Below are 25,995 nucleotides of genomic sequence, written 5' to 3'. Positions count from 1 at the left end.
TTTCAGCATAAAAGAAGGTATATTTTTTAAAGTTTTCTGCTTACGGAGAGTACAATAGGACTTATCACGAGCTTAATGTAAGTCCCTTGCGAACAATTCGTTCAGGAGGAAAGACAAGAGAAAAATCCTGTTAGAAAACTAAAGAATTCCCCTTCTCTATCACAAGCTTCTCATTGCATTGTAAGAGCCCGTAAACATACGTTTACGGGCTCTTGTCTCTCATTCATAAGATATAAATAGAATGAGTTTAGTATGCATATTTTATTTAACCTACGTTATTTTTCAATATGTTCTCCAGTTATTCGAATAACCCCTTCATTTCTATCTAATGGAACAGGAGGACGCGCCCCTAAAGGAACCTTCCAGTGCCACCATTTGAAGATTCTAGCGATGACGAAACATAGAATCGATATGCCTGCAAAAATCCCAACAAACGTCCAGTGCTGTCCGCTTAAGAGCATAACAGGCCCTGCTGACCACGCAAATAATTCTAACGGTGTATTAAGCGGTCCAACTACCGCTGTATCTGTAAGTGTTTTTGATTTGTTATTAGGGTCAATAATTCTTAGTAATGTAAGCCCAATTGCAAACACACCTGTTGAATAGCCATACACAAATATGGAACGTTCAAACCAGCTTTCATAGTTCATGGCCGGTCCAATTACGACTAGCATCACCACTACTATTGCTATACCTGAAAGCATTAATAAACCCAGTGGAAGTGCATATTCCACAACAATAGGTAATTTGATTGAAGCTACTCCAAAAAATACAAGAAAATCGGTTGCTGCACTGCCTAAACGATCGACTACCTTACTATCAACGTATTTATAAACCCCTTTTTCTCCTTTGCCTAGCAATATGTACATAAGCAGCGCTATCAAAAATGCTATTGTAAACGTTGGGAATTCTAGTCCCCAAGCAGTCGCAATATAATTGTTTAATAAGTATCCCAAACCTGATGGCACAACTAATAATGCTAAATGAAAGGCTAATGGATCCATCGCAATTGGTGAAATAGTGTCATCCCCCATTGCTGTTCTATTTTTAGGCTGAACTAATCCCGTTTTTAAATCCTCGGAAATTTCCGAGAAGTCTTTTACATAATGAGTGTATCCCTTTCGAGTTGCCCATTTTATAAAAATAAGTCCACCAAAAATACCTGCTAAAATACCGCCGGTAGCAGCGGTCATCCCTAAGTCCGTTGCATTTTCCCAGCCTAGATTTTCAAAGGTTGTACCTACCGCTGCCGCTGTTCCATGTCCTCCATAAAATCCGGCTGCTAAAAGTAAACCAAATCCGTTATTAATTTCTGGAGCAAACTTTGAAATCACTAAAATAGAAAAGACAATCGGAATAGACATTTGAAGGCCTATACAAAGAATTTTATAAGTGGCATATGCGCCCATTCGATTGATATCCTTTTTCATATTGCCGGGTGAAAAAGAAAACCCGTTTATTCCAACTGCCGCAAATACAAAAATGGTAATAATCCCTGCATAGGAGCTAATATCTTCAGAAAAAGGTAGGATGTTTAAAAAGCTAGGTCCTAATGCTAAACCTAAAAAACCTGCCAATAAGCTTGCTGGAATAAAACTTCTTTGGATAAATTTAAATTTTGCGCGAAGCAGCATGCCTATCAAAATCAGAACACTGGCACAAGCAAAATCTACTAGTATCGTATATACAGTCATTCATATCCTCCTTTTGCAACTTTAAATGCTTAACAAATTAGCTGATCTTGTTGATGTAGCGGGTGGTGCTAGGTCTAGCTTTTCCCCTTGTATATGTAATACGTTCTCTGGTCTGATCCAAGGTCTATTTTGTATAGAACTTGTTTCTTCATGTGTGAGGTATCCTTTATAAGCGGTTAAGCTGCGTCTTAAAAATCCATCTTTGATACAGGCTGATTTTACACCCGAATTTAGGATGGACTGAATATGTGGCAGCACGGACGCTGCATAAGCTACAGAAGTAGAGTTAGCAATCGCTCCAGGAATATTGCTGACACAGTAATGAACGACACCATTTTCAATATATGTAGGATGTTCATGAGTTGTTTCACGGAAAGATTCAATTGCACCGTCAGTGTCATTGCTAATATCTACAATAACTGATCCTTTTTCCATTAAATTGAGCATATCGCACTCTATTAAATAATCTTTGCGTTCCTTTGGCCATTTCACACAGTTAATTACCATATCAGTTTCAGGAAGCAGTTTTTTAATATTTTGCTTAGTTGATAGCTGAGTATTCACTTTTTCATTATACGTTTTGCCGATATCTCTTAATGTTCCGTAATTTATATCCATAACCGTACACCACGCACCTAATGAATGTAAAACTTGCAGAGCAGACCTCCCTACTAGTCCTCCTCCAAGGATCAGTACCTTCATACCGGGAGCTCCAGCTAAGCCACTAACAAATTTTCCTTTTCCTCCGTTAATCGTCAGCATGGCTTGAAGCCCCATTAGTGCGCCTTGTTTTCCTGCTGCTTCACAGTTTACTGAACCAAATCGATGTGAATCTTCCGCAGTGAACGCGATACATTTGCTATCGAGGATAGCTTGTACCTGCTCTTTATGTGCAGCTGGATGTATACACGTATAGATAATTTGATTTTTCTTGAGCAACTTATACTCATTTTCTTCAATCTCTTTAACTTTTGCTATAAAGTCACATCTTTCATACATCTCTTCTGTTGTTTCTACTATTTCGGCCCCTTCTTTTTCATACTGTTCATTCGTAAATCCCGCTAATGCGCCCGCATCTTTTTGAACAAGGACCGTATGGCCATCGTCTTTAATAGCAGCAACCTCTAAAGGTGTCATAATGACTCGATACTCTCCCACTTTATTGTCTTTTAATACACCAAATATCATGTTGATCCCCCTAAATTCATTTTTGTAAATGCCTCTCCTTCATGCGTGATCTTAAGATTAAAGAAATTATTAGAAATATTCAGATTAAAGCAAATGTACCTTATCTTGCTACACACAAACTTTGAAGAGATTGTTCTAATAGAACCTTATTCTGCATTTACTTACCAAAGTATAAATTAAAATGAATAAAAATTCAAAAGGATCTGAAATTAATACCTGTTTATGTATGTCATGACAAGCTGTTACCTTATTAATCTTGCATAGAAAAAAGGTTCCACTCATCAACGTTCAATGAGTGAAACCTTTTTTTGATTATCTGCGGCTAGCTGTGCCTCTGCTTTTTTGCAGATGAGCTTTATGCCGTAGAGCTAACAGGCTACTTTGTTACGGAAATACTGCCGTTATGAGTGGCTAGTTTAATAATATTCTTTCCTTTTCCAATAACAGCGTCCCTATCATATTTATTTAGAATATCGACTTTTCCATTGTCCACGGAAACATTAAATTGAACGTTACTTGGTTCTTTTTCCGTCTTAATTTTAATCTTTCCATTGTTCGTTTTAAGGTCAATATCTCGATCAAGTTCTTTTGTTTCTAAGGCGATACTTCCATTATGCGTTTCGCCTTCTAAACTACCTTCCACGTTACTCAGCGTTATTTTCCCGTTATTTCCTTTTGCTTGAACCGTTTTTGCTGCAGCATTTTTTATGCTTGTAAGTCCATTGTGTACGCTGGTGTTCAAGTTTTGTGAATCAATGTTCTCTAATTCTACACGTCCGTTGTTTGCGCGAATGGAAACATCTGCTGCGCGTAATTTTTTAACAGACACATACCCATTGTTGCTGGAAATCCCCAATGAATTATACTGTTTTTCAGGCAAATAAACGTTGATAGATAGCGGTTTTAATACACTAACAATGTCAAAATTGACCCAGCTGCGCTGTTGTTCACTATAAGAGATAAAAAGCGTTGAATTTCTAACGTCAGTAGTGAAGTCTCTTTTTATATTAGGAGATGTTTCGCCTTTTAATGTTACTTTGATATTATCGCCTTTGATAGGGTATACATGAACACGAGTATTATCCGTATCGATGTTTACCTTTGATACTTGATTGCTTTTAATAACTTTTTCTTTTGAAATAGGTTCAGGATCAATAGCACGATACGTAAGGAGGCCTCCTATAATCCCAACAAGGATGAGAATGCCTGCAAGAATGGAGAGTTTCTTTTTATTCAGCACGTTTTAAACCGCCTTTCACAAGTGATACATTGTATTTTAGATAACGTACAAAGCCTTTTATAGCTAGCTTCGTCACAACTAACATACCTAACATAATAAAATATCCAATTCCGCAAAATGCTAAAGACATAAATAAATTAAAGAGAAAAAATCCGCTCGAATGTACAATAGCCTCACCAAGAACTAGAATCGGAGATAGCAAGAAACATAGACCTATGGCCCAAGCTGACAAAATGAAGCCAGCTAATGCGACGGCGGGTCCAAGAACAATCACTACATTAAAAAAGGCTAACCCAATTACGGCCCACGTGGCTCTTAAGATATTTTGAGTTGTTGCCTTAGCTGTTGCTTGCTCAACGTGATAATCTGCGAGCAATTCTTTAGCTATTTGATTCGGAGAACCTAACGACGTTACAATTTCTTCTTCTGTTTTTCCTTCTTCTAAGCCAATGGAAAAATGTTCTTCATAATCTTGTAAAATATCTGCCCGTTCTTTTGCGGATAATGGTTTTAAGGATTCATTTAATTGCTGTAAAAATTTACTCTTCGACATTGTTCACACCTTCTTTAATTAATTGATTAACACCTCTTGAAAACTCATTCCATTCATCGACAAGTTCATATAAATAATCTCTTCCTTTATCGGTAAGCTGATAATATTTCCTTGAGGGACCTTCTGTAGATTCTTTTAGGTACGTTGTGAAGTATTCTTCTTTTGTTAATCGGCGCAGAAGAGGATATACTGACCCTTCTGATATTTCAATTTGATCGGAGATTTTTTGAACTAATTCATATCCATAGCGGTCTTTTTTATCAAGCAACACAAGGACACAAAGCTCTAAAACTCCTTTTTTAAATTGTACGTTCACTGTTCTTCACCCTTTTCTTTTCACAGTCCACTACTGTTTATTGTATAGTACTGATTTATAATTTCTTCCTAATAATTACAATATATCACCAGCTATTGTTTATTGCAAGGTACTGTTTAATATTTTTTAAATTTTAGTCATTTTTACAGTCGTAAGGTGTTTTTTATAAAGCAAGGTTCAACCTTCTTTTCTAATTAGCTTGTAGATAAAATTATTTTAACGTACCCAAAAGAAAAAGCAGCCTATAACTATAGACTACACAGCAGCAATCATGCCAGGCTATTTTTCTTTTGCTTGTTGGATAAATAAAAAGAAAACCGTTATTAAGATAAAATAATTTAGCGGATTTTTGAAAATATCCCCGCCTAAAGCCAATTGCAATAAGATCCATAAAGCGAAGATTACTAGTATGGCTGGTATTATAAGCTTGTTCATACATCACTCATCCTTCGTTTAAAATAATAAAGTAATCTTGGCTCTCCATACTTGTTTCATACCCTAACATTAAATCCATAAATAGCTTTAAAAGCATACTGATTGAATGTTTATAAGAATATCACTTTTAAGATAAAATTTAACAGCTGTTATCGCATTTGATAGAAATGTCTTACGTGTATTTGATTTTTTTGTAATAAATTAAAGAAAAAAGAAGCCGTTATTTTACATTTTCAAACAATAAAAAACAGCCAATTTTATAGCTGTTTTAAAGTAGACTGCTATCAAAAATTTCATTTTCTAGATGGTGCAAATTCCTCCTGCAGTTCTTTTAAAAACGCAGCCGCCGCAGCTGAAAGAACATGATGCTTTTTCCACACAATATTTAAACCTGATTCAAGTCTTGGCTGTAACGGTCTGAAACAAAGGTTGCTAGTCGTAGATGTGTTGACGATTTTATCAAGTGTTATGGCATATCCAACGCCTTCTTCAACCATAATCGCCGCATTATAGGCAAGATTGTATGTAGTGACAATGTTCAATTTATGAAAATCTTCGCCGAACCAATCCGCAAATTCATTTTTTGAAAAAGTCTGTTTCACGGCTTGTCGTGAACAAATCAGTGGAACGTTTACTAAATCCGCAGCTTGAATGCTTTCTTTGACGGCAAGGGAGCTGTCTTTTTTCATAACGACGCCCCAAATATCTTTGGCAGGCATATTAAGATAATTGTATTTTGAAATATCGGCTGGCTGAATTAAAATACCAAAATCAAGCAGACCCTTGTCAAGCCGTTCCGTTATATCTTCTTCGTTTCCACTGTAGAGGTGATATCGTATATTGGGATAACGTACCTGTACATCTTTTGCTACTCGTGCAATATGTTTCATTGCTTCAGTTTCCCCGCCGCCTATATAGACGTCACCACCTATTGTTTCTTCCATAGAACTAAACTCAGCCTCTAATTTATCCATCATATTAACGATTTCTTCTGCCCTGTTTCGCAGAAGCATTCCTTCATCTGTCAGGATGACACTGTGACTGCTGCGAACAAATAGTTTTTTACCTAACTCTTGTTCAAGATCTTTTAATTGTCTCGACAAAGTTGGCTGTGTCACATGCAAAAAATCAGCAGCTCTCGTGATGTTTCCTTCTCTTGCAACCGTAAGAAAATAGCGTAAAACTCGAAATTCCATATACCCCTCCTCCTTTCACAATCTTTAGTGTATACGTCTCAGAAATGCTTATCAAGCATACCACGATATAAGATATAAGCATTTTCTATATTTAAAAGGAGCCAGTAGAATAAATAGCAACGAAGTTCATATCACAAAAGCACCATTTTTAATTATTCAAAGTGGAAAGGAGCTTAAAATGAAAAAACTTTTATGTCTGTCTGCTATCTTAGTAGCAAGCCTTGGCCTCGCTGCTTGCAGCAACAATAATTCATCTGCAGCGGACAGAGATCATAATACAAGTAATCTTTTAAACCAAGCACCAGAACAGCCACAAGAAGAACATATTTCAGATACAAAAATAAAATTAACGTTTAACGATAAAGAAGTCTTGATTAGGATGTATGATAACCCAGCAAGTATGGCTTTTCTAGCTCAATTGCCTTTAACAGTCATTTTTGAAGATTATATAGGTAAAGAGAAAATTAGTATTTTACAAAAAAGATTATCAGCAGATGATGTACAAGCCGGAGATCTATCAAAAAAAGGCGACTTTGCTTATTACGCTCCTTGGGGCAATGTTGCTATTTTTTATAAAGGTTTTGAGGATGCCACAAATGACCTTATCATACTAGGTCAAATTGAATCAGGAAAAGAAAACGTTGAAAATATTCATGGTGATTTTACAGTTACCATTGAAAAAGTGACTAAAAAACATAACAATTGGTCTTTAAACAGCCCGCTTTGAAGCAGCTAGAACACTTTTTAGAAAGAGAGAAATTTATTTTATGTCTAAACAAAATAAGCTACTTATATTTGTCTTAACCTTAGGAGCTTTCAGTATTATAAATACCGAAATGGGGGTTATAGGGATACTGCCCTACATTGCGGATCACTTTCATATCAGTGTATCAAAGGCCGGGTGGCTGGTGAGTCTCTTTGCTCTTACTGTATCAATATCCGGTCCAACTATGCCGTTATTATTTTCAGGAGTCAATCGTAAGAAAGCGATGTTGCTTGTACTTGGTATTTTCGTTTTAGGTAACATTATCTCTATATTCACCACTAATTTTGCTGTTGCCATAATTGCGCGTGTGATTCCAGCTATCTTTCATCCAATTTATTTTTCAGCAGCTTTTACAATGGCTGCAAACTCAGTCAGCAAGGAAGACGCTCCAAAAGCTGTTTCCAAAGTCTTTATTGGCGTATCTGCAGGTATGGTACTTGGTGTACCAATCGCAAGCTTTCTTGCAAGCACAGTTTCATTTCAACTATCAATGACATTTTTCGCTGTCATTAACGCTATAGTATTTATTGCTACATGGGCATTCTTCCCTTCTATGCCTATTAAAGAAAGACTTTCCTATGGAACGCAGCTCAGCGTATTAAAAGACCCCGTTACTTGGCTTTCCATTATGGCCGTCCTTTTACTGAATTCAGCAGTATTTGGGGTATACAGCTATCTTGCTGAGTATCTTAAAACCGTTACGAACATCTCTGGAAAATTAATCAGCTTCATGTTAATTCTATTCGGTGTGGCAAACATTATTGGAAACATTATCGCAGGGAAGCTGCTTACGAAAAATGCTATCAAAACGGTAGTAGTTTTCCCTTTCGCATTGGGAGTCGTTTACATCATTTTATTCTTCACCGGACAGTTCACTTGGCCTATGGCTATTATGACTTTAGTTTGGGGAATATTCGCTGGTATAGGAACGAATATTAATCAATATTGGATTTCATCAGCAGCTCCGGAAGCTCCTGATTTCGCAAATGGATTATTTTTAGCATCCGTTAACTTAGGAACAACGATTGGTACAGCTGTAGGTGGACTATTTATATCAGGACTGGGTACAGAATACGTCGTACTAGTGGGGATCTTGTCATTAGTATTGAGCGTAGTATTTATTTTACCAAGAAGCTACATGAATCGTCCTATAAAACAGCTTTCTAAATAAGGCATCAATTCAACCCTTTTTCGGATCCCTTTGTTTTCTTTTATTGCATCTATGAAGAGCAGAAATCTATTCTAGTCAATGCTTACACCATTAATAGATAGAAATAGAGATTTGAGATGGAAAAATACACTAAAGTTACGCTTGTTCCTTTACCATCATATACCTGTCACAAAAGACGTTTTTTTATGACTTGCTAAGGGAATAAAAAAAGGAAATTCAAGAAAAAGAGGGAGTTACAATGTCAGAAATGGGAAGAAAAGAAGACTACGGGGAGATTGAAATAGGTAGACACGAATTGTTCTTCAAAAAGAGTTATAAAGTTATAAATACGATTAACGACTTCTTGATAGGCATCTGGTTCCTAATTGGCAGTATTTTATTCTTCTATGATTCCTTAAAAAATATAGGGATTTGGTTATTTATTCTTGGGAGCGTGCAATTGCTCATTCGTCCAACGATTAAATTAGTACACGATTTTCACTTACGAAAATATTTAAAGGAAGGTTATCGGAATAAATAATCTTCTTTGCAAACAATTTTTCTTGTGAATTCTATATATCAAAAGGGGGTGTACGCGTACACCCCCTTTTTGAATCGAATATATCACTCTAGGTCTAACCCTTTTTCATTCAATTTATGAGAAGTCACAGCAATTACAAACTTTCCATCATCCAAATCTTTTTTATGAGAGGTCAGTTCCTCTGTGGGAATACCTAAATTTGTTGCACGATCTTCTTCATTTGAGTAATTTTGCACCACAAAAAATTTCTTTAATTTATCTAAAAAAGAATCCTGCTGGGCCCCTCCAGTCATATCTTCCTGAGTGACTTTATCTTGGTCAGCAGCAGATAGCTTATCCACGTTTACATTCGTTCTATAAGCTAGATTGCCCGCTGCGGTCTCTTGATTAGTTAGAACTGTAATTTCATTATCCTCATACCCTATCATTCTTAATTTCTCAATTCTAGTTAATGTTTCTTCCGGCGACTCATATACACCTATAACACTTTTACTCATAGAGCTTTCCTCCTTCATTAAGATCTTTTCTCCTTACTTTTTATGTACCCGCTATTCTACCCTTATTAACAATAGATCCATAGTTAATTGATTTAATCCCATATTCTAGGTCGATCAACCTCCATGATCCTCAAATACTGTAAGAGTTGTCCAGCGTGTACGGATTCATGATAGCCTATCCGCATCAACATATCCCCTAAAGAACGAATATAACCAACATCTGAACGGTCTATTTGAATGTTAGTTAAATCTTCTTCAGAAAAAGTAGTAACCATGTCTAAAAATTGTTGGTGGTAGGATGCTGCAAACTCCAATTCATCCTTTATAGATTGTAAGGGTCTTTTTTCAAAAGGAGAATCAAATTCCTTTAAGCTGCCCAAATTTTCGATAGCTAGATAATAATAGTATTCTGACTCCAAGACATGACGAACCATTTCTATGCATGTCATAGCTTCTTTATCTGGCTTCCAATCGAGTTTATCATCAGGAATTGCTTGCCAAACCTTTATACTTCTTCTTCTAATCTCTTTTATATTTAATACTATTGCATCTGTTCCATTCATTTCCATCCCTCCTCTTATCATCATTTTACATCATTTCCCCAAAACAAAGAGGTGAATTTTCAACTAAACTTATTTTAAATATTCATGGTTCTTATGCTGAGTATAATAACTTTCATCCTTTAAGTAGTGAATATATTGGTCATTCTCACATCTCTTTTAAAACAGCGCGCTGAGGCTATGTTACAATGTAATTATAAGGAAAAAGAGGTGAATATAGTTATGTTAACAGCGATAGTTATAACTGTTTCTGTTTTAGGTTTAGCGTGGAGTGTTGGACAAAGAAAGCAATATCAGTAACTTTATAGATTGTCTGTATGTAGAATTGAGATGGTTATAAATGAGTAAAAGAAATATTTTAGTCAAATTAATGTTCTTTTTAGGATCATTTTCTATAACAATTTTTGGATTTATTTTAAAACAAGGATTAACCGCATTGCTTTTATCTGCTGTCTTTATCATCTTGGGAGGTTTCTTAATGAAAACTGAAGTTACAAAAACAGGCTCTAAGAGAACTTAAAGCCTGTTTACTTACCTTTCTTCCTTAAAATCCTTTTTTATATTCCAAAACGTTTTCTTTAAATCATCATAAAAAAACATCGTTAGAAAACCTAGTATGGTAACATCAGCTGAAAATGTACCCAAATCTAAAAACAGTCCTGCAAATACAAGAATGATTCCGATAATAAAACCAGAGTCTGATAAATCCTCACTCTTTTTTCGATCGATTCCTATTTTGCTTTGAAAAGATTGATCCCCTTTAATCAATTCATCCAACGTCACATTATAAAGTTCGCTTAACTTAATAAGGTTCTCAATATCAGGATACCCTTTATTATTTTCCCACTTATAGACAGCTTGTCTAGATACATTCATTTTCCCAGCTAATTCTTTCCTGGACATCTTTTTCTCTTCGCTTCACTTCTGCAGCTGTTCCCCTAAATTCACCTTCATCACCTCTAAGGCTTAGCTTACAATGAATATGTAAAAAATTCCATAAACGCTTAGTAACAAGCTGTAAACCATTGGTTAACACAGCAGGTATTAGTACTAATCACTATACATGTCCTCATTTAACAAATAAAAAAAGCTAGCATAAAGCTAACTTTTTTAAGTTAGAGATAAAGGCAGGCTAATAATTAGCAACCGCCAAATCCTCCCCAACAAGCACAGCCAATAATGATTAATAAGATAAACAGCACGATAATTAAAGCAAAACCACTGCCACCGCCGTAACCGCAGCCGCCGCCATAACCATAGCCACAACCTCCGCCATAACCGCCAAAGAACATAAACTTCACCTCCTTCTCGTTCATACATTTAGCATATGATGAAAAACGAAATTTGCTCCCCGAACTGGATAGACTACGTTTTATATCACTATAAATAAAAAATAATAACCTTTTAGTTTCTTTTACATACAATGAAGCATCCTCAGATCCCATATATGAGTTTTACTCCCTCTGCAATAGATTATTTGAATTCCGCCCAATCAGTTCTATTGCGTATAAAAGCAGCCCCGCACAACCTAGAATAAAAAAGTCTTTCTCAAATTAGAGAAAGACTTTTTTATTGTTATTAATAGCCAAATCCGCGCCCGTAACAGCTGCATCCAATAATGACAAGAAGAATAAACAGGACAACTAATAAAGCAAAACCAGAACCTGCTCCACCATAACTAGACATACAAACACCTCTTTTCGTGGTATTTAACTAAAGGAAAAAACTTTAAATATACATGGGTTAAGGTATTATATGTAGACATAGCTCATATCGATTGGATTTTGGTCAAAAATAGGCTACTTTGTTTAACGATAGCTAAATAACATCCTAAATTTCACATAGTAAAACCCCTTCATTGTTAAAATGAAGGGGTTTTTTTGGCTATCAGCACCAAGGACGAGGTCTAGGAGGGCAGCTTGGAGCACAAAAATGGTGATGCGTTTCCTGATATAGAACGGATTCTGTATGAGGGAATGAGTGCATATATTTATAATTTTTTTGATAAACATTTGTGGTATGACTAGGGTGCATCACTGGTACAAACACATCTTGACCAGTAAAAGATGTATTTTGTTTAACTGGGTCATACTGAGCAGGCATGGTTTGAGGAGGCAATTGGCCACAAGGTTTAGCTTGAGGATAACCGCAGCTGCCTTGCTGAGGATACATAGCCCCTTGATAACCACCGTAATTAGAGTGCTGATAAGGATAGTTGTTTCTCATATTAAAAATCTTCTCCTTTCTGTTAGTAGACTCCTATTACTGTATGTGAAACAACCATAGAATGTTTGGACAAATACCTAAAAAAGACCCTAATTATTTAGGGTCTTTTCTACTAAGAGAAAAAGAAACGTGTATCCTTAGTAACATAGCTATGAGACTAAGAAATAGAAGTTTTTTTAATGTCCATTATTCCTCAAGATTAACATCCATCGCTGCGTTATCAATATTATTTAAAATGGTTTTGTTTTTATCGTCTAATTCATTACGTAAAAGTGAATTACGCGTCGCTTCGTATAAATCGTAGCTTCTTTCGTCAACTGGAGAATTATGATCTTCACATATCATCTTTTCTGATTCTTTGGATTGATCTGCCATATCAGTCACCTCCTCTGTGTAGTATGTGAGTTGATTAGAAAAAACATAAGAATTTTATCTGGCCACCGTTGGGTAAGGTTTAATCAACGGTTGGCTGTTTCTGTATATTGTGTTTACATATGACCTAATATTAGGTGGACACAACCGTTTCTTGAGCATGCTTTTGAATGATTTCTGGAACTTCCAGCAATGAATTAACAGTTAGCAATTTACCTTTTGGCGCAACATCAATTTTAACTTGGTTGTAGCTCCACTCCAGTTCAGAAGGTACGTGAATCGCATGTATTCCAGCTTCTACTGCCGGCCTTATATCGGTTTTTAATGAATTGCCAATCATCCAAGTCTTTTTTGGATCGTACTTAATTTGGTTTAGTATTTCTTTTAATGCACATGTATCTTTTTGTTCAGAAATAAATACCCTTTTTTCAAAGTATTTAGCTAGCTCTAGCTGAACAATTTTTCTACCTTGATTTTCCTCGTCTCCACCTGTGTGCAAGTAGAGATCATGTCCTTGTTCTTTAAGCTTATCTAATACTTCATACATATTTGGCAAAGGCTCTATCGGTACTTCAAATACACTTTGACCAATTTTTTTGACTCTTTCGACTCTATCGTCATGGATATCTTGATGATTTTGTTCACTAAAAAATAAATAAGTGTCTACTAATGATTCTGGAAAACGGGAAGAGTGAAGGCCATGCTTTTCGATACTTTTTAAATCTATCTCTAACTGCTTTTGTTTTATTTCTTCCTTAGTCAGATTCTCAAACCATTCCTGCAATTGAGCCACAAAAGCATTTATGGTGTCTCTAAAATATTTATTACAGTGAACAAGCGTATCGTCTAAATTAAAAAGTAAGGTTTGCTTCTGCATTTCGTTAAATCCTTTCTACAATGGATGTACAGACAGTATATGAAAAAACACTAACCACTTTTATTACCTATCCAAACCTAACACGAAGGTGAATTTCCCAATACGTTAGGCACAAGCAATTGATTACTATACTGAAATGAGAATATTTAGTGGAAAGACCCTTCTAGCGTATAAAATAGAAGGATCTTTTTATAAGATAAAAAGCTGCAGGATATTCCTGCTAATAAATATAACGTTCAAAATGTTTTCTATTCATGTTGGTTTTGAACGTAGAGGTACTCAGTCCTGAGCGATTTATTAGCGGTTGGCTGCCTTCGTCTTTTTTAGGTATATTCATTTCAAGACCTTGTATAGTGAAAGGATCATACATATACGTTGTTCGTTCAGTTTCTGTGTGCGACATTAACTTCACCTCTATTAATAGCCCTCATTTTTTCAAATTATGTTAACTCGTTTACAGCAGGTTCTTTAATGAAAATATCTGCGTTTCATAGGTCTTTTCGCTTAAAAAGATCCGCCGTTTTCTACTTTTTTTTATTAAGTTGTAATTTCTTGTGGATCTTCGCCTTCAAGGTCAGTGAAGAAATTTTCTAAGGTTTCCCTCGGATCAAGAGCACGCCCATCTTCTTCGACAATACGGTTAAGCGTAGGGTCATTATTGCTATCTTTATTTTTATAGTTGTTATAATCAACTCTTTCTGCAATTCCTGAATTATCAACGCCTTTAAAGTCTTTCTTTGGCATAAAAACACCTCCTAGCCCTATTGTTTGAAAATTTGAAGATAAAATAAGTGGAAGGTTAAGTTATATTTTTATTTCCCGAGAATTAATTAGATACTTGTTGCAAAGAGCCATGTACAACATGCTTAATTGTTTTACGAACTGGGGAAACTAAAGCGTCAAAACTTACTTTACTGAGGAGGAATATAAGTGAAAGGAAACCCTAGCACAAGACAGTTTCAGGATGATTTAAAGCAGTATCAAATGCCAGATTCAGTAAAACAACAAAAATCTGGAACTTATCGAGTTGGATTTGAATCAAACACTGGAATTGAAAAAGTACAGAATCAGCAAGAAGAAAAAGAAAAGAAATAAGCTTGATCAATTTATACTTTTACATGACGAGGAGGGCATCCCATGGATCAACAAAAAATGTTAGCAAATGAATTAAGTAACATGCTTACAGAAAATAAGCTGCCGATTACAATTGAAGAAGATATTCATGAAATCTGCAGAGGTTTACAGTCAGGTGAAATCAGCGTGAATGATTTGAAGGAAAAAGATCCTTTTGTTGTAAATGCAGTTCAAGAAGCAATGGATAGAATCAATAAACCTAACTCTTAAAATAGATATAAAAAGCAATCCTTTGAGGCAGCTTTTTGAATATTGATCGTTTTCATCAAGCAAAAGACTAACTCTTTATAGAGTTAGTCCTTTGTCCTTCAAATAATATACCCATGAACATGAAAAAAGAATGACAAACGAATTGTCATTCTCTCTCCTACACATGGCAAGCGTTTAGTTTTTAGTCACAAGGAAATGAAACATCTAATCCCACTTTTTACAGTGTCGGTTGTTTCTAAAAATTAGTATGTCATCATAACAAGGAAATATACATCCATTATTTACCACGAATACATCTCTTCCACAATAGGAAACTTAAGAAAAACAAGGAGGTGACACAACATGGCAAACAACAACAGCAGCAACAACAATGAATTATTAGTATACGGTGCTGAACAAGCAATCGATCAAATGAAATATGAAATCGCTAGCGAATTTGGTGTAAACCTTGGTGCTGATACAACTGCACGTGCAAACGGATCAGTAGGTGGCGAAATCACAAAACGTCTTGTACAAATGGCTGAGCAACAACTTGGCGGCGGACGTTTCTAAGACAACTTTATAATTGATGGCTGAAGGAAGAATGGGTCTCCATTCTTCCTTTTTGTACGAATAAAAAAGTAAGGAGAGATCATATGCAGCAACATCAATCAGCTAAAGAAAAGGCGGGTTTTACTGAGAAACCAGCAGTTTCTGCAACAAATGCACAAAAAGTAAAACAAGAAATCCAAAGAGACGTAAGTGAAGGACAAGGTGCAATGACTTCTCGAGAAGCAGGCGCAATGCGCGATTAAAAATCAATTTGAGCGGTTTTTAATCCTCGATTCTTTGTACAAAAACTAAAAAAGTACCTCGATTAACTGAGGTACTTTTAGCAGTCTACTCTATTTCGGCGCGGGAGCTGCTTTGACTTCGGTTGTTTTTCATCGGGTACATGCTGGTGAAACACAAAGGCAAACATTCTAGTCCCCAATATATAAAAGTCGATTCTGCCTTGTTCATCTGAAAAATAATTAGTTTGTATTTTGTCCTCCGCCATTCAGCCCTTCTTTTATGTACGCATTAACCTGACTATTTGAAAGCAATCCAATATGTCCAATGCCATAAAGTTGAATATTTCTTGCTCCTTGCAGCCTAGAGAGACTATTAGCAACAATTTGATGATTTACCCTCTATTCTTTATAAAACTATTTATAAAAGATAACAGTAATCAAAAAAAGCACTTTTCCATGTAATAAAGATATTAATATACATATAAAAGGAACAGATCCCCTTAAGGGGATCTGTTCTTCAAGTTAATCTAGTTGCATAAATTGTTGTAATTTCTTTCTTGTACGTTGCTTGGCTACTATCTTTATCCAATTCCTATTAGCCTTTAAAAAATCAGTGGAGAAACGCCCTTGCTTAAGTTCCATTTATTTAAGGTAATCAATTCAATTTCTTGATCTGCAAAGAAACAAATACCTTTTGCATTGTCTGCAGGATAGATTCTGCTCGTCATCACTTTCTCGCCTTCATTAATAAAAACTTCGATGGATGATTTATCAACAAACAGATGAAGATGCAAGTGATTATCATTTAATCCAACAGATGCTTTTCTTATTCCCCCATCACCTTCACCTGATTTATCACGATTAAAGATAAACAAACTTTCTAGCCTATCATAAGTTAAGAGCGTTTCCTGGTGAGTGTCATTATCTGTTCTCACTTTTATTCCGAACTGTGAAGCAGCTTTTGCGTTAATTTTCACTTCAAGTTCATAACAATCACCTGAAATACCTGTAAGTTCTTGTTCTCCGTTAACCGTGATATTTTTATACTGCACGTGATGTTGACGAAGCTGCTTAAGCTCTGGAATTGGTTTACTAATTATATTCCCTTGTTTAGTAGAAAGCTCACGCGGAATAGTCATTGCGCCTGCCCAATTGTGTTTTTGTTCAGGCATGCTGCTTTCCCACATAGCCATCCACGCTATCATAATGCGTCTGCCATGTTCATCTTCTGTCGTTTGAGGAGCATAAAAGTCAAACCCGTAGTCCAAAAGCTGAAAGTCTTCATGTTGAAGCAACCCTGTTTGATAGTCTAATTTCCCTTTTACATATCCAGCTTGATGCAAGTTATGATAGAGATCTCTTTCCGGTTTTACTCCTTGAGGTGACATAACAAGCACGTCCTGTCCTTCGAGACTAAAAAGATCTGGACACTCCCACATAAAACCAAGATTTCCTTGGCTTTTGGCCATTACATTCATAAACTCCCAATTCAACAGATCTCTTGAACGGTACAAAAGAACTTGCCCTTCATGATCCTTTGTACGTGATCCAAGAACACAATAATAATAGCCGTCTTTCTTCCATACTTTTGGATCTCTAAAATGATGAGGATGAATATCCCCTTCAGGCACTGAATCAATAACTGGATTTTGAGGTACTTTATTAAAATGAACGCCGTCTTCGCTTACAGCAAGACACTGAACCTGTCGCAAGTCCGTATCATAGTTATCCCCTGTCCACACATTCCCTGTGTACATTGCATAAAGCTTTCCGTCTTTTTCAATTGCACTTCCTGAAAAACATCCATCATGATCGTATTCTTCACTCGGAGCAAGAGCGATAGGAAGTTGTTCCCAGTAAGTAAGATCTTTACTTTTTATATGCCCCCAATACATCGGCCCCCACTCGGGAGAGTAAGGATGATGTTGATAAAATAAATGATACTCACCTTTATAAAAGCTGAATCCATTTGGGTCATTCATCCAGTATGCTGGTGTAGACACATGATATTGTAGTCGCCAATGATTCTGATCAACAGACTCCTGCTCGTTTAACACAAATTCCATTGCCTTTGAGATTTTTTCTTGATGTTGATTTCTTAATGTTTTCAAAAGATTTCGCCCTGCCTTTCTATACGTGAATGAGTCAATTATGATAAAAACAGATTAAAATGATGAATCGATTTCACAAGCAATGGACTCGTAAGGTCGTAAATTTATCTGATTCAGGTGTAATTCTAAATGATCATAGTTGGATAAAATAACATTTTTTATATTAAAATCTAAGCTTAGAGTTAACTCTTTATTATCAAAGTTAGCAATCACCGCTATTTTTTTATCGTTCAACTCTCTCGTGTAGGCCATGATTTGCAGGCTATCTTTAAACATGTCTTCGTATTTACCAAAAGCAATAATATCTGAATATGGACTGCTTTTTCTTAAACTAATTAACTTTTTATAGAAATAAAATAAAGAATTACGATCTTTTAAAGCATTCTCGACGTTAATAGAAGAGTAATTAGAATTTATCTCTAGCCACGGTGTACCTTGGCTAAACCCTGCATATTCAGAATGATTCCACTGCATAGGTGTTCGAGAATTATCACGACTGCGTCTCCAAATCGCTTCTAATGCTTCCTCTTTTGAGAATCCTTCTTTCAGCGCAGAGTAATATTGATCGATTGAAGCCAAGTCATTATAATGCTCAATTGATGGATACTCTACATTTGTCATTCCAATTTCTTGCCCTTGATAGATAAATGGTGTCCCTTTTAATAAGAAATAGACGGTAGCTAACATTTTAGCTGGAATAGGTCCTATATCTTCTGGTTTAATAAATTTGTTTAAAGAACGAGGCTGGTCATGGTTTTCTAAATAAAGCGCTCCCCACCCTGTGTGGTTATAGAACGTTTGACTGTCAGAAATGGCTTTTTTGAAATCAAGTAGATTCCAATTATACGGTTCATACCATTTTCCTTCTTTTCCTACATCTAAATCGACATGATCGAACTCAAAAAGCATACTAAAATGTCCGGCTTCTCCCGCATAAATAGGCAGTTCTTTGTGTGATACCCCAGGTGCTTCTGCCACGGTTAAGATATCAGGTGAAGTAAAAGCTTCTTTACGTAGTTCACTTAAAAATTCATGAATGCCTTGTTGATTGGTTTCAATTACATTCATTCCATCATGCGAATCATCAAAGTCTTGTCGTTTTTTTATAAATGTAATGGCATCTACTCTAAAGCCGCTAATTCCTTTATCTAACCACCATCTGACCATCTTATAAACGGCATTTCGAAGATCAGGGTTTTCCCAATTAAGATCAGGCTGTTTTTTAGAAAATGCATGAAGATAATACTGTCCGGTTTGCTCATCATACTCCCAGCACGAACCGCCAAAAATAGATTTCCAATTGTTAGGCGGAGTCCCGTCTTCTCTTCCGTTTCTCCAAATATACCAATCTCTTTTAGGATGATTTACATCACTTTTTGATTCTATGAACCATTCATGTTCATCCGAAGTATGGTTAACGACTAAGTCCATAATAATCTTTATATCTCTTTTTTTAGCTGCATGAATTAATAGATCCATATCTTCCATAGAGCCAAATTCCTCTGCAATTGCTTGATAATCAGAGATGTCATATCCGTTATCGTCCATTGGTGATTGATAAACTGGGCTTAACCAAATAACGTCGATACCTAACTCTTTTAAGTAATCTAATTTTTGAATAACTCCTTTTAAGTCACCAATTCCGTCACTATTAGAGTCATAAAAACTTTTCGGATAAATTTGATATACAACTGCTTCCTTCCACCATTGTCTATTCTTTATTGTAGCGCTTTCTTCATTCATTCTTTCACTTAGTTGAACCATTTCTATCAGCTCCCGTATTTTCATATTAAAATTATGTACTTATTCTTCGTTTGTGTGGTACCGATACCATATGTGATTAAAAAATTTTTGCTATTAAAAAGTCTGATATGACTCTTCTTGCTTAAGATAAATTCATTGTATTACATCATGGGAACGGTTTCAATAACTTTTCTGAAAATTTTTCAAAAAAGGTGAGAACGAATAAATTCAGTTCTCACCTTCATCTGTTATCTGCTATTACGTTGAACTTCGAACAACCAGCTCGATTGGAAGTTCAAAAGTTTCCACTTTTACTTCAGAATCATTCAACATATCAATAAGAGTTTCCATTGCTTTAATCCCCATCTGATCAATAGGTTGTCGTATAGTTGTTAGCTTTGGATCTAACATTTGTGCAAGAGGTTGATCATCAAAGCCAATAATAGCCAAATCATTAGGTATTTTTAGACCGCACTCTTTGGCTTCAATCATCATTCCCCCGGCAATTTCATCACTTCCTGTAAATATAGCCGTTGGACGATCCTCCATTGACAGGATTTTTTTAACTACTTGTTTTCCGTCTTCAATACTGTGTTGATTAACAAAAATCCACTTTGGATCCGGCTCGATCCCTGCCTCTTGAAGTGCTTTTTGATAACCTTGATTACGGTCCTTGTCCTTGCCTTCCTCTGCAAACAATCCACCTGTACAGTACCCAATTTTCCGGTGGCCTTTTTCAAGTAAATGCTTTACGCCTATATATGCACCCTTGTATTGATCTAATCGAACAATTGGAACATTTGCGTTGTTTACATATTCATTGCATAACAAAATAGGACCAGATTCAGTAAACGATTCTATGATACTCCAGTCATTTTCAATAGAGGTCATAATAATTCCGTCAACTTGCTTTGTTTTTAGTAAATTTAAAAAGGCCAATTCTCTCTCTTTATCTTCATTACTTTGAAAGATTAATACGTGATAGCCGTTTTTATAAGCAACTTGTTCAATTGAATCGACTAAATAAGAGAAAAATGGATTTACGATTCTTGGTACAATAACACCAATTGTAGTCGTTACCTGTCCTCTTAACTTTCTTGCCGAAGGGTTCGGGGTATAGTTAAGCTCTTTCATTGCTTTTAGCACCAGATTTTTTTTCTCTTCTGAAACATATGAATGATTGTTTATAACACGGGAAACGGTTGTCTTTGATAACCCCGATAATTTTGCTACGTCATATATGGTAGGCATTTATTTATCACTCCATCACTAACTGAAATCAGTTTCATACTTATTTTACGTTAAAAAAGAGCCAAAATGCAATGAATGAATTCGTTTGCATCTCTATATCATGTGTTCAATAAGAATACCAGTAAAATCGCTGTGACTCTTTAAGACAGAACCTTTTTATATAAAATGTTTCATGATTAATAAACCAGTATACTTAAAAGCAGTTATTTCATAAGTAAGAAACCAGTACCACACTAAAAAATACATTACACTTAAAAAAACCCTTTTTAAAAGGGTAGTTTTGTTAATTATTTTCTTATTGACATATGAAATCGGTACCATATATAATACAATCAAATCGAAAACGCTTTCTAAATAAAATTTAGATACATAAACAGCAAAGGGGATTTAAATATGCAAAACAATAAACTTTACTGGAAGCTAAGCAGTTTCTTTTTCTTGTTCTTCTTATCTATTGCCTCTATTTTCACTTTTTTTGCTATCTGGTTGGGACAAAGCCTTAACCTTTCCGGAGCACAAACGGGTATTGTTTTTTCTGTAAACGCTATCTTCACTATGCTTTTCCAACCGCTTTATGGATATATCTCTGACAAATTGGGGTTACGAAAGAATTTATTATACTTTATTTCAATTTTAGTTATTTTATCTGGACCATTTCTCATTTTCATCTATCAACCTCTTTTAAACTGGAATTTTTGGATAGGAGCCCTGACAGGCGGATCTTATCTTGCCATCACTTTTTTAGCTGGTATCTCAGCTATCGAGTCATATATCGAAAAAGTTGGCAGAAAGTATGAGTTTGAATTCGGTCGTGCAAGACTTTGGGGATCAATAGGAGCCGCCGTGGCAGCTGCTATTGGGGGACGAATGCTTAACATTAACCCTGATATCAACTTTTGGATTGCATCGGGATCAGGCATTCTCTTATTACTTGTTATTTTCCTTACAAAAGTAGAAGTATCCACTATCGAAGAAAAGAAGGCAAAGTCCCTTTCTGTTCAAGATTTGGGCAGTTTATTTAAACGAAAAGATTTCTGGATTTTTATGATTTTTATGCTCGGGACGGGCTGTATTTATAATGTCTTTGACCAGCAATTTCCTGTATATTATGCCTCTCTGTTTCCAACAGAACAATTAGGAAACCAAATATTTGGTTACTTAAATGCAGGTCAGGTCTTTTTAGAGTCCGGTATGTTATTAGTTGCTCCATTCATTGTCCGTAAAGTAGGTCCTAAAGGAGGTTTAGTTTTAGCGGGAATCATTATGATTTTGCGCGTGATAGGTTCAGGTCTAGTATCAGACCCATACAGCATTTCATTTATTAAGCTTCTTAACGCACCAGAGTTTGCCATTATCATCGTTTCTGTGTTTAAATATCTGGCTACACATTTTGATACAAAATTCTCTTCAATTTTATATTTGGTTGGCTACCAATTCGCGATGCAGCTAGGGGCCGTTATACTTTCTCCTATCGTAGGAAACCTATACGATTCAATTGGTTTTCGTCAAACATACTTAATCATGGGGGTTATTGTCACTATCTTTACTCTATTTGGTGCATTTCTTTTAAGAAACCAGAATCAAGCATCTAAAGATAGGAACGATTCAAAACTTACTGCTTAGAATCAGGAAAAATATAATAAATAGGCTTAAAACTTCAAAAATATCTTTTAAGGTATTCCTATTAATTGTGATTCTCATAATTTTGAAAGCCTTTGCTATAATTAGCAAAGGCTTCTTTTTGGTGAGTTTCTTCTGGTTAACTTTATATATGTTAACTAGAAGTGTATAGTAGATACATCCTAAAAAAGCTATCGCTCCTGAACAGCAGCTCTTTCTCTTTATACGTAAATATTTTTACAACATCTGTAGTAGGATACTCGGAGGATTACACATTAATTTATTAAGAACGTTTTTCTAATCATCTAATCTTTTACGATCGTCTGCTTGGGGAGGCTTTTCCATCCACTGATTATCAATCATATCTTTCCCAATACGGCTATAAATCCACAAGCTATCCAAGGATGCCTTTTCACAGTGTGCTGAAATATCAGCTCTCATACTTGCAATGAGAGCTGCGTTATAATAAGTAACTGCTACACCAAAAAGGAAACCTGTTTGGAGAAGCATAAGCCGATCTGAAAAAGGAGAAATATTGGAATTTGTAACCTCTGTGTCGCATGATTTAGGCAGATGAAGATTATCTTTGGTTAATAAGGATGCAAACACATCAATGTGTTTGTTTTTTACTTGCAGGCTTTTTTCTAATAATGCTCGTACGTTTTGATTTTTTGAAACTTGTGAAAAGCCAAGGATCATCGCTTTGGCAATAAATGTTTTGTTTAAATTAAAATAAGCATGTCCACTTTCTATTGTATTTATCGGCCTCTGTTTACCGAATACATCTGTTACATAGTGGTAGTGTTCAATCATTTCCCCCTTGTTCGGTGTTATGTAAGTAGGTGGTTGCTGATAAAGTTGCTTTGAAACAAGAAGGTCCTTAGCTTTTTTATAAATCTCCATCGCATCAAGGTTGCATTGATAATAAAAATCTACAATGTCTGGGCGTAAGGAAGTCGTAAATGATAAACTCATTTCATTATGTCCGTGTGTGCTCATCATATAAAGGGATTTAAGACACAAAACATCCGTAAATAGAGGAGGAGCTTCTAAGTTTACGTCTTCTTCTGTAAATCCTTTATCCTTTAGGAATAGGAAACTTCTCTTTCTTAAATAATGCTTTTAAAGCATCTATGTGTTTAAGTGAATAGTGAAGAGCCGTTTGAAAAAGGCTATGTATCTCAGGATCTTGAATCGTGTGAAGCATATATTTATTTACACATACAGATAAAGTTTCACGGATATAGTGTGTCCATAAATTTGCCATTTCAGGAGATGTTAATCGATTCTTTTTTTACAATTTTCTGTTCCTCCGTATTCAAGCCATTTTTTCTTAACTTCCCCTTCTTTTAAGCTTTCATACAAGTTAGCTTTTCTTTTAATATTTCCGCTAAAAAAGAAAAAGCTGCTCAAATGAGCAGCTTTTAAAAAACACATACTTAATGAAAGATGAGGAATTGGGGTTCCTATGTTCTTAGTTTGCCCACAAACTCGAATTTTATTCTTCTTCCTACCTATTCATGCTTACGATGTTCTCCGTATAATGATTTATCATAAACGGAGTCACCCTTTGCAAAAGGAGAATCTTCTCTACTTCCTAAGAACTGATTTGTTTTTGTCTCTCTATTAGCTTTTACTAGCAATAATACTTTTCCTTTTTGCAGATCATCTGCATAAGGTCCTGCTTCTGTAAGAGGGACACCTAAGTTAATTAAACGCTTTTCTACTCTTGCTTTATCGCTACGAATCTCTTTAGGGTGATCTGGTGAAAACATATGTTTAATTTTATCCATAATCGACTCATCTTGGTGATTTTGTGCTGTGGTTTCAACTTTCTTTACGTCAATTCCCTCTCTGCTTTCTACTCTCGAATAGTCCTCTTTATCGATATCTTTGCTGGTTACAAGAGAAAGGTCCTTCTCTTGAAAACCTTGTATCTTTAAGTTTTGAATAGCAGTTACAATAGCTTCTTCATTATCATACGTACCTATCACATTTTTTGTCATGAGCAGTTCCTCCTTCTAGTAAAAAAATGGTTTATATCAATTAATTCGTTTATGGTACTTGTAATACCCTGGCCTCTTTTTCTAAAACATTCAAAAAATTAGACAATCATTGTTTAGATAGATAGCCCTTACGGAAACGGCAGCACCAAAAGTTCGCAAAGTATTAAAAGCAATTCAACGAAGCTATGGAGCTTCATGAAAGGATCGCTCATTATATGATTGATAATGAAATGTATCCTGCCTATGCTATTGAAGAGCAAGTATGAATCGCTTGTGACACCCCTATTGATTTCCATGCAAGACTTCGCTTTCCACGGGCGGGTGCTAGAAGCAACAAAACATATGAAACCTACGTTTACCATCATAATAAAAAGATCCGAACGATGAACCGTTCGGATCTTTTTAGAATACGTTTGTCTCAGCCTCTTTTTAAGGGAAGATTTAATTAAAAAAAATCAAGATTAATGATTGTTTTGTTTATATTCTGCATCAAACGAGTTTTCACCGGCATGAAGAGACAGCAAGGTATCAGCATAGCCAACCAGCCTGTTGACCAGCTCATCTGCAATTGCATAAACAAGAGGATGGATTTCTCCTTTAAATAGTGCTGGATCATCTAAGATGACTGTAGTGTTGATAAACACATCTCTATTTCCATAAAGGTTATAATGAATCATTGCTTTCCCTGCAGCTCCACCTGTTCTTGGATCTTCATAACCTGGAAGAAATACGTACCATTCTTCTGCTGTAGCAGACCGGAAATTTTTCGTAAAGGTCATTCCGTTGATCACTTTTTCAATCCGCATTTTTTGCTCCAAATGAGCTGCATCTACAATTTTCTTCTTCATAACGCACTCCTCATCACATTAGCTGAATTCTCCGTCAGCAGGCGTAGCCTCTACAGCGATTTGATAAGCATCTAAAATGGAGTCACGTTCCTCAGGGTCGGTCAATCCAACAAGATATTGTTCACCCTTTTCATCTTCAACGCGCATCAACAGCGCTTCCCCGTTCGATTACAGCAAAGCATAAGTCTGATTTCTCATATCAAATAAAGCCTCAATTGCATATTGTTTTTCAATACCTTTTTCATCTTCAATGGTTATAAAATCTCTTTCCCTACTCCTCACTTCTCGTTCACCTCCACTGAAAATCTTCCCGGTTACTTTACCCGTTCTTCTCTGCTTCTATAATTGTATAAAATGAAATTCAATAGCCACGGCTCATATGGAGTTTGGTTATGGATATAAGTTATTTATTCGTCTATTGGAGAGTAAAACTTTAAGAAATGATTAAAAAAATGTTTTTACGATATCGTGTTGTGAATGACATTCATGGCAATAACAATTAATTTCTAAAGCATCTTCTGTGAGAGTATGTATAGTTTCTTTTCTGCACTTTTTACAGTATTCTTTTTTCTGACGTGTCTTTGACAATATAACCTCTTCCTCTCTTGCATTTTTAATTTTATGTTTAGTATAAAAATAACCATTGATACGGTATTTAAAGAGGATTGCAACAGCAATTGCAATCCTC

Annotated in this window: 34 protein-coding genes and 2 pseudogenes; 9 read left to right on the top strand and 27 right to left on the bottom strand. The window is 35.6% G+C overall.

Features of this window, described 5'->3' with window-relative positions:
* Positions 1-275: 275 nt before the first annotated feature.
* The 7 genes from ACFX4R_RS01940 to ACFX4R_RS01910 form a co-directional block, all read right to left on the bottom strand.
* Positions 276-1,694: a sodium/glutamate symporter gene (locus ACFX4R_RS01940; protein WP_097823094.1), complete on the bottom strand. Its 1,419-nt coding sequence runs from the start codon at positions 1,692-1,694 to the stop codon at positions 276-278.
* Positions 1,695-1,715: 21 nt separating this feature from the next.
* The gene (locus ACFX4R_RS01935) at positions 1,716-2,882 is read right to left on the bottom strand and encodes an alanine dehydrogenase (protein WP_377568478.1); all 1,167 of its coding nucleotides are present in this window, start codon (positions 2,880-2,882) and stop codon (positions 1,716-1,718) included.
* 376 nt (positions 2,883-3,258) lie between these two features.
* The gene (locus ACFX4R_RS01930) at positions 3,259-4,122 is read right to left on the bottom strand and encodes a DUF4097 family beta strand repeat-containing protein (RefSeq protein WP_377568475.1); all 864 of its coding nucleotides are present in this window, start codon (positions 4,120-4,122) and stop codon (positions 3,259-3,261) included.
* Positions 4,112-4,675, bottom strand: coding sequence for an HAAS signaling domain-containing protein (locus ACFX4R_RS01925; RefSeq protein ID WP_097823097.1), 564 nt, complete (start codon positions 4,673-4,675; stop codon positions 4,112-4,114). Before ACFX4R_RS01925 ends, ACFX4R_RS01930 begins: the two co-directional genes overlap by 11 nt.
* Entirely contained in the window at positions 4,662-4,991 is a 330-nt protein-coding gene (locus ACFX4R_RS01920; protein WP_014458816.1) for a PadR family transcriptional regulator, read from the bottom strand. The genes ACFX4R_RS01925 and ACFX4R_RS01920 overlap by 14 nt, the downstream gene beginning before the upstream one ends.
* Positions 4,992-5,270: 279 nt before the next feature.
* Complete coding sequence (locus tag ACFX4R_RS01915) at positions 5,271-5,426, bottom strand: hypothetical protein (RefSeq protein ID WP_025749955.1); 156 nt, start codon at positions 5,424-5,426, stop codon at positions 5,271-5,273.
* A 293-nt stretch (positions 5,427-5,719) separates the two neighbouring features.
* Positions 5,720-6,622: a LysR family transcriptional regulator gene (locus ACFX4R_RS01910; protein WP_097823098.1), complete on the bottom strand. Its 903-nt coding sequence runs from the start codon at positions 6,620-6,622 to the stop codon at positions 5,720-5,722.
* A gap of 178 nt (positions 6,623-6,800) precedes the next feature.
* On the opposite strand from ACFX4R_RS01910, the gene ACFX4R_RS01905 reads away from it, so the two are divergent.
* The 3 genes from ACFX4R_RS01905 to ACFX4R_RS01895 all read left to right on the top strand — a co-directional run bounded on the left by ACFX4R_RS01905 (position 6,801) and on the right by ACFX4R_RS01895 (position 9,079).
* On the top strand, positions 6,801-7,349 hold the full coding sequence (locus ACFX4R_RS01905) for a cyclophilin-like fold protein (RefSeq protein ID WP_097823099.1): 549 nt from the start codon (positions 6,801-6,803) through the stop codon (positions 7,347-7,349).
* Positions 7,350-7,389: 40 nt separating this feature from the next.
* Positions 7,390-8,559, top strand: a complete 1,170-nt coding sequence (locus ACFX4R_RS01900) for an MFS transporter (protein WP_097823100.1) — start codon at positions 7,390-7,392, stop codon at positions 8,557-8,559.
* 238 nt (positions 8,560-8,797) lie between these two features.
* Entirely contained in the window at positions 8,798-9,079 is a 282-nt protein-coding gene (locus tag ACFX4R_RS01895; RefSeq protein WP_097823101.1) for a YrhK family protein, read from the top strand.
* A gap of 83 nt (positions 9,080-9,162) precedes the next feature.
* Here the strand turns inward: ACFX4R_RS01895 and ACFX4R_RS01890 are convergent, their stop codons facing one another.
* Both ACFX4R_RS01890 and ACFX4R_RS01885 read right to left on the bottom strand, forming a co-directional pair.
* Positions 9,163-9,576: a general stress protein gene (locus ACFX4R_RS01890; RefSeq protein ID WP_097823102.1), complete on the bottom strand. Its 414-nt coding sequence runs from the start codon at positions 9,574-9,576 to the stop codon at positions 9,163-9,165.
* Positions 9,577-9,668: 92 nt separating this feature from the next.
* A complete protein-coding gene (locus ACFX4R_RS01885; RefSeq protein ID WP_097823103.1) occupies positions 9,669-10,139 on the bottom strand; it encodes a DinB family protein in 471 nt (156 codons plus the stop codon).
* 337 nt (positions 10,140-10,476) lie between these two features.
* Between ACFX4R_RS01885 and ACFX4R_RS01880 the strand changes: the two genes are divergently transcribed.
* Positions 10,477-10,656, top strand: a complete 180-nt coding sequence (locus tag ACFX4R_RS01880; protein WP_377568465.1) for a hypothetical protein — start codon at positions 10,477-10,479, stop codon at positions 10,654-10,656.
* Positions 10,657-10,667: 11 nt separating this feature from the next.
* Here the strand turns inward: ACFX4R_RS01880 and ACFX4R_RS01875 are convergent, their stop codons facing one another.
* The 8 genes from ACFX4R_RS01875 to ACFX4R_RS01840 form a co-directional block, all read right to left on the bottom strand.
* Positions 10,668-11,039, bottom strand: a complete 372-nt coding sequence (locus ACFX4R_RS01875) for a helix-turn-helix domain-containing protein (RefSeq protein WP_377568462.1) — start codon at positions 11,037-11,039, stop codon at positions 10,668-10,670.
* A 236-nt stretch (positions 11,040-11,275) separates the two neighbouring features.
* Complete coding sequence (locus ACFX4R_RS01870) at positions 11,276-11,428, bottom strand: YjcZ family sporulation protein (protein ID WP_013058439.1); 153 nt, start codon at positions 11,426-11,428, stop codon at positions 11,276-11,278.
* Between the two features lie 286 nt (positions 11,429-11,714).
* The gene (locus ACFX4R_RS01865) at positions 11,715-11,822 is read right to left on the bottom strand and encodes a YjcZ family sporulation protein (RefSeq protein ID WP_016766356.1); all 108 of its coding nucleotides are present in this window, start codon (positions 11,820-11,822) and stop codon (positions 11,715-11,717) included.
* A 201-nt stretch (positions 11,823-12,023) separates the two neighbouring features.
* Entirely contained in the window at positions 12,024-12,362 is a 339-nt protein-coding gene (locus ACFX4R_RS01860; RefSeq protein WP_052500300.1) for a CotD family spore coat protein, read from the bottom strand.
* Positions 12,363-12,548: 186 nt separating this feature from the next.
* Entirely contained in the window at positions 12,549-12,737 is a 189-nt protein-coding gene (locus ACFX4R_RS01855) for a hypothetical protein (RefSeq protein WP_013058440.1), read from the bottom strand.
* A 130-nt stretch (positions 12,738-12,867) separates the two neighbouring features.
* Positions 12,868-13,611, bottom strand: coding sequence for an HAD family hydrolase (locus ACFX4R_RS01850; RefSeq protein ID WP_043978654.1), 744 nt, complete (start codon positions 13,609-13,611; stop codon positions 12,868-12,870).
* Positions 13,612-13,831: 220 nt separating this feature from the next.
* Positions 13,832-14,014 carry a hypothetical protein gene (locus ACFX4R_RS01845; protein WP_043978652.1) on the bottom strand — a complete coding sequence of 61 codons (183 nt, stop codon included), beginning with the start codon at positions 14,012-14,014 and terminating at the stop codon, positions 13,832-13,834.
* A 134-nt stretch (positions 14,015-14,148) separates the two neighbouring features.
* Complete coding sequence (locus tag ACFX4R_RS01840; RefSeq protein WP_016766360.1) at positions 14,149-14,355, bottom strand: hypothetical protein; 207 nt, start codon at positions 14,353-14,355, stop codon at positions 14,149-14,151.
* 186 nt (positions 14,356-14,541) lie between these two features.
* On the opposite strand from ACFX4R_RS01840, the gene ACFX4R_RS01835 reads away from it, so the two are divergent.
* From ACFX4R_RS01835 to ACFX4R_RS01820, 4 genes are all read left to right on the top strand, one after another.
* Complete coding sequence (locus ACFX4R_RS01835) at positions 14,542-14,706, top strand: hypothetical protein (RefSeq protein WP_377568459.1); 165 nt, start codon at positions 14,542-14,544, stop codon at positions 14,704-14,706.
* A 42-nt stretch (positions 14,707-14,748) separates the two neighbouring features.
* On the top strand, positions 14,749-14,955 hold the full coding sequence (locus ACFX4R_RS01830) for a hypothetical protein (RefSeq protein WP_016766362.1): 207 nt from the start codon (positions 14,749-14,751) through the stop codon (positions 14,953-14,955).
* A gap of 342 nt (positions 14,956-15,297) precedes the next feature.
* The gene (locus ACFX4R_RS01825; protein WP_013084442.1) at positions 15,298-15,507 is read left to right on the top strand and encodes an alpha/beta-type small acid-soluble spore protein; all 210 of its coding nucleotides are present in this window, start codon (positions 15,298-15,300) and stop codon (positions 15,505-15,507) included.
* An 83-nt stretch (positions 15,508-15,590) separates the two neighbouring features.
* Complete coding sequence (locus ACFX4R_RS01820; protein ID WP_165575916.1) at positions 15,591-15,749, top strand: hypothetical protein; 159 nt, start codon at positions 15,591-15,593, stop codon at positions 15,747-15,749.
* Between the two features lie 77 nt (positions 15,750-15,826).
* Here the strand turns inward: ACFX4R_RS01820 and ACFX4R_RS01815 are convergent, their stop codons facing one another.
* The 5 genes and pseudogenes from ACFX4R_RS01815 to ACFX4R_RS01795 all read right to left on the bottom strand — a co-directional run bounded on the left by ACFX4R_RS01815 (position 15,827) and on the right by ACFX4R_RS01795 (position 20,833).
* Positions 15,827-15,994, bottom strand: coding sequence for a hypothetical protein (locus ACFX4R_RS01815; protein WP_377568456.1), 168 nt, complete (start codon positions 15,992-15,994; stop codon positions 15,827-15,829).
* Positions 15,969-16,124, bottom strand: a pseudogene (locus tag ACFX4R_RS01810) (esterase); the annotation flags it as partial. The pseudogene ACFX4R_RS01810 and the gene ACFX4R_RS01815, both read right to left, overlap by 26 nt.
* Positions 16,125-16,330: 206 nt before the next feature.
* Positions 16,331-17,839, bottom strand: coding sequence for a glycoside hydrolase family 32 protein (locus ACFX4R_RS01805; protein ID WP_377568453.1), 1,509 nt, complete (start codon positions 17,837-17,839; stop codon positions 16,331-16,333).
* 54 nt (positions 17,840-17,893) lie between these two features.
* A complete protein-coding gene (locus ACFX4R_RS01800; protein ID WP_377568450.1) occupies positions 17,894-19,603 on the bottom strand; it encodes an alpha-glucosidase in 1,710 nt (569 codons plus the stop codon).
* 237 nt (positions 19,604-19,840) lie between these two features.
* Positions 19,841-20,833, bottom strand: coding sequence for a LacI family DNA-binding transcriptional regulator (locus tag ACFX4R_RS01795; protein WP_165575914.1), 993 nt, complete (start codon positions 20,831-20,833; stop codon positions 19,841-19,843).
* A 393-nt stretch (positions 20,834-21,226) separates the two neighbouring features.
* On the opposite strand from ACFX4R_RS01795, the gene ACFX4R_RS01790 reads away from it, so the two are divergent.
* Positions 21,227-22,456 (top strand): MFS transporter, encoded by a 1,230-nt coding sequence (locus ACFX4R_RS01790; protein ID WP_043978639.1) that lies wholly within the window; start codon positions 21,227-21,229, stop codon positions 22,454-22,456.
* Positions 22,457-22,750: 294 nt separating this feature from the next.
* On the opposite strand, the gene ACFX4R_RS01785 is transcribed toward ACFX4R_RS01790, so the two are convergent.
* The 5 genes and pseudogenes from ACFX4R_RS01785 to ACFX4R_RS01765 all read right to left on the bottom strand — a co-directional run bounded on the left by ACFX4R_RS01785 (position 22,751) and on the right by ACFX4R_RS01765 (position 25,589).
* On the bottom strand, positions 22,751-23,476 hold the full coding sequence (locus ACFX4R_RS01785; RefSeq protein ID WP_323617938.1) for a DUF3231 family protein: 726 nt from the start codon (positions 23,474-23,476) through the stop codon (positions 22,751-22,753).
* Positions 23,477-23,531: 55 nt separating this feature from the next.
* Positions 23,532-23,720, bottom strand: a complete 189-nt coding sequence (locus ACFX4R_RS01780) for a DUF3231 family protein (protein ID WP_377568445.1) — start codon at positions 23,718-23,720, stop codon at positions 23,532-23,534.
* A 247-nt stretch (positions 23,721-23,967) separates the two neighbouring features.
* The gene (locus ACFX4R_RS01775) at positions 23,968-24,459 is read right to left on the bottom strand and encodes a general stress protein (protein ID WP_237074227.1); all 492 of its coding nucleotides are present in this window, start codon (positions 24,457-24,459) and stop codon (positions 23,968-23,970) included.
* Between the two features lie 461 nt (positions 24,460-24,920).
* A complete protein-coding gene (locus ACFX4R_RS01770; RefSeq protein WP_043978621.1) occupies positions 24,921-25,307 on the bottom strand; it encodes a hypothetical protein in 387 nt (128 codons plus the stop codon).
* 18 nt (positions 25,308-25,325) lie between these two features.
* Positions 25,326-25,589, bottom strand: a pseudogene (locus tag ACFX4R_RS01765) (DUF1292 domain-containing protein).
* Between the last annotated feature and the right edge of the window lie 406 nt (positions 25,590-25,995).

The organism is Priestia sp. YIM B13490 (assembly GCF_042787735.1).
Taxonomy (GTDB): domain Bacteria; phylum Bacillota; class Bacilli; order Bacillales; family Bacillaceae_H; genus Priestia; species Priestia megaterium.
This window is presented reverse-complemented; position numbering and strand designations above follow the sequence as displayed.

Bases quoted from the DNA above. Each gene is read 5' to 3' on its own strand.
- ACFX4R_RS01940 (WP_097823094.1), bottom strand. From the start codon at position 1,694: ATGACTGTATATACGATACTAGTAGATTTTGCTTGTGCCAGTGTTCTG.
- ACFX4R_RS01935 (WP_377568478.1), bottom strand. From the start codon at position 2,882: ATGATATTTGGTGTATTAAAAGACAATAAAGTGGGAGAGTATCGAGTC.
- ACFX4R_RS01925 (WP_097823097.1), bottom strand. From the start codon at position 4,675: ATGTCGAAGAGTAAATTTTTACAGCAATTAAATGAATCCTTAAAACCA.
- ACFX4R_RS01915 (WP_025749955.1), bottom strand. From the start codon at position 5,426: ATGAACAAGCTTATAATACCAGCCATACTAGTAATCTTCGCTTTATGG.
- ACFX4R_RS01910 (WP_097823098.1), bottom strand. From the start codon at position 6,622: ATGGAATTTCGAGTTTTACGCTATTTTCTTACGGTTGCAAGAGAAGGA.
- ACFX4R_RS01905 (WP_097823099.1), top strand. From the start codon at position 6,801: ATGAAAAAACTTTTATGTCTGTCTGCTATCTTAGTAGCAAGCCTTGGC.
- ACFX4R_RS01900 (WP_097823100.1), top strand. From the start codon at position 7,390: ATGTCTAAACAAAATAAGCTACTTATATTTGTCTTAACCTTAGGAGCT.
- ACFX4R_RS01895 (WP_097823101.1), top strand. From the start codon at position 8,798: ATGTCAGAAATGGGAAGAAAAGAAGACTACGGGGAGATTGAAATAGGT.
- ACFX4R_RS01890 (WP_097823102.1), bottom strand. From the start codon at position 9,576: ATGAGTAAAAGTGTTATAGGTGTATATGAGTCGCCGGAAGAAACATTA.
- ACFX4R_RS01885 (WP_097823103.1), bottom strand. From the start codon at position 10,139: ATGAATGGAACAGATGCAATAGTATTAAATATAAAAGAGATTAGAAGA.
- ACFX4R_RS01880 (WP_377568465.1), top strand. From the start codon at position 10,477: ATGAGTAAAAGAAATATTTTAGTCAAATTAATGTTCTTTTTAGGATCA.
- ACFX4R_RS01875 (WP_377568462.1), bottom strand. From the start codon at position 11,039: ATGTCCAGGAAAGAATTAGCTGGGAAAATGAATGTATCTAGACAAGCT.
- ACFX4R_RS01870 (WP_013058439.1), bottom strand. From the start codon at position 11,428: ATGTTCTTTGGCGGTTATGGCGGAGGTTGTGGCTATGGTTATGGCGGC.
- ACFX4R_RS01865 (WP_016766356.1), bottom strand. From the start codon at position 11,822: ATGTCTAGTTATGGTGGAGCAGGTTCTGGTTTTGCTTTATTAGTTGTC.
- ACFX4R_RS01860 (WP_052500300.1), bottom strand. From the start codon at position 12,362: ATGAGAAACAACTATCCTTATCAGCACTCTAATTACGGTGGTTATCAA.
- ACFX4R_RS01855 (WP_013058440.1), bottom strand. From the start codon at position 12,737: ATGGCAGATCAATCCAAAGAATCAGAAAAGATGATATGTGAAGATCAT.
- ACFX4R_RS01850 (WP_043978654.1), bottom strand. From the start codon at position 13,611: ATGCAGAAGCAAACCTTACTTTTTAATTTAGACGATACGCTTGTTCAC.
- ACFX4R_RS01845 (WP_043978652.1), bottom strand. From the start codon at position 14,014: ATGTCGCACACAGAAACTGAACGAACAACGTATATGTATGATCCTTTC.
- ACFX4R_RS01840 (WP_016766360.1), bottom strand. From the start codon at position 14,355: ATGCCAAAGAAAGACTTTAAAGGCGTTGATAATTCAGGAATTGCAGAA.
- ACFX4R_RS01830 (WP_016766362.1), top strand. From the start codon at position 14,749: ATGGATCAACAAAAAATGTTAGCAAATGAATTAAGTAACATGCTTACA.
- ACFX4R_RS01825 (WP_013084442.1), top strand. From the start codon at position 15,298: ATGGCAAACAACAACAGCAGCAACAACAATGAATTATTAGTATACGGT.
- ACFX4R_RS01820 (WP_165575916.1), top strand. From the start codon at position 15,591: ATGCAGCAACATCAATCAGCTAAAGAAAAGGCGGGTTTTACTGAGAAA.
- ACFX4R_RS01815 (WP_377568456.1), bottom strand. From the start codon at position 15,994: ATGGCGGAGGACAAAATACAAACTAATTATTTTTCAGATGAACAAGGC.
- ACFX4R_RS01800 (WP_377568450.1), bottom strand. From the start codon at position 19,603: ATGGTTCAACTAAGTGAAAGAATGAATGAAGAAAGCGCTACAATAAAG.
- ACFX4R_RS01795 (WP_165575914.1), bottom strand. From the start codon at position 20,833: ATGCCTACCATATATGACGTAGCAAAATTATCGGGGTTATCAAAGACA.
- ACFX4R_RS01790 (WP_043978639.1), top strand. From the start codon at position 21,227: ATGCAAAACAATAAACTTTACTGGAAGCTAAGCAGTTTCTTTTTCTTG.
- ACFX4R_RS01780 (WP_377568445.1), bottom strand. From the start codon at position 23,720: ATGGCAAATTTATGGACACACTATATCCGTGAAACTTTATCTGTATGT.
- ACFX4R_RS01775 (WP_237074227.1), bottom strand. From the start codon at position 24,459: ATGACAAAAAATGTGATAGGTACGTATGATAATGAAGAAGCTATTGTA.
- ACFX4R_RS01770 (WP_043978621.1), bottom strand. From the start codon at position 25,307: ATGAAGAAGAAAATTGTAGATGCAGCTCATTTGGAGCAAAAAATGCGG.